The organism is Vibrio sp. B7 (genome assembly GCF_963888765.1).
Classification (GTDB): Bacteria; Pseudomonadota; Gammaproteobacteria; order Enterobacterales; family Vibrionaceae; genus Vibrio; species Vibrio anguillarum.
The window spans coordinates 1-1,412 of sequence record NZ_CAWPKR010000024.1 but is presented as its reverse complement, the minus strand read 5'-3'; the positions used below and the strand labels follow the sequence as shown (position 1 = coordinate 1,412).

Here is a 1,412-nt window from a genome sequence, read left to right as displayed (position 1 = left end):
TAATGCCGATCAGTTAAGGCCAAAGTGATCGGTTGAACGATCCTTCAGAGCTGTCAAAATCCAAGTGTATTTAATGCACTTGGATTTTTTTATGGATGTTTCTCAAGCTCTAAACATAATTAATGATTGGAAACCTAGCAACGTTGAGACTTTGTCTGACTTACTTCCAATTGACCTCATCAACGAAGCTTATTCTCTTACTGATACCGTCACGATGAGAAAGAGGAAATTAACTCTAGAATCCATGGTTTGGTTACTTGTTGGAATGGCTATCTACAACAATAAATCCATGAAAGACTTAGTTAACCAACTTGATATTGTCGACCGTACGGGTAAAGCTTTTGTCGCACCGAGTGCGCTGACTCAACGTCGAAAGACGTTGGGTGAAGGCGCAATTAAAGCGGTCTTTGAGCGAATGACGACTTCATGGTTAAAAAGTGCAAAGTTACCCCAGTGGAATGGATTAACGCTTCTTGGCGTCGATGGCGTTGTTTGGCGCACGCCCGATAACCCGCAAAATGAAAATGCATTTTCTCGACAAAAAGGGACACAATATCCGCAGGTGAGAATGGTCTGCCAAATGGAACTAAGCAGTCACATTATCACGGCCAGTGCCTTTGATAATTACAATACAAACGAAATGGTATTAGCTGAAAAACTGATAGAAACAACACCGAATCATAGCGTGACAATGTTCGATAAGGGGTTCTATTCTTTAGGCTTATTACATAAATGGCAAGACTCTGGCTCAGAGCGCCATTGGCTTATCCCCCTCAAGAAAAATACACAATATGACATTGTTCAATCTTTAGGGCGAAATGACAAACTTGTTCAATTACACAGTAATCCAAGAGCTAGAAAGCGATGGTCTGATTTACCAAAGTCGATAACCGCTCGACTTGTCACTCGTAAAATTAAAGGAAAAGACTACCAAGTATTAACTTCTATGACAGATCCCCTGCGTTACCCATCAAAAGATATTACTGGTCTTTATGAGCATCGTTGGGAGATAGAGCTAGGCTACCGAGAGCAAAAACAATACATGCTTGGAAACCGTCTCACGCTGCGAAGTCGTTTACCAGAGTTGGTAAAGCAGGAGTTATGGGGCATCTTGCTTACTTACAATTTAATTCGATATCAGATGGTAGAGCTCTGCTTCAATTTAAAGGGAAACTATCTTCCTTATCAACTGAGTTTTAACGGCACATTAGCTCATGTATCTGCGTTACTTGTAGGCTTACCTTACTCAACACCAGGAGCAATACCTCGTCAGTTAAAGGGTTTTCACAACATGGCTGAAAGCTTAATACTTGAAGGGCGAAGGGAAAGAACATTCCCTAGAACAGTTAAGCCTAGACCACAACGGTATGCTAAGAACAAAAATGCCGTTCACTCTTAAGTGAACGGCATTA

At 41.2% G+C, this 1,412-nt stretch carries 1 protein-coding gene; it reads left to right on the top strand.

The genetic code is table 11. From position 1 onward, the window contains the following. The first annotated feature begins 91 nt into the window (after positions 1-91). Positions 92-1,399: an IS4-like element ISVa16 family transposase gene (locus AACV32_RS09525; RefSeq protein ID WP_064624465.1), complete on the top strand. Its 1,308-nt coding sequence runs from the start codon at positions 92-94 to the stop codon at positions 1,397-1,399. Positions 1,400-1,412 lie beyond the last annotated feature (13 nt).

Coding starts and splice junctions, on each gene's coding strand:
- AACV32_RS09525 (WP_064624465.1), top strand. CDS start 92: ATGGATGTTTCTCAAGCTCTAAACATAATTAATGATTGGAAACCTAGC.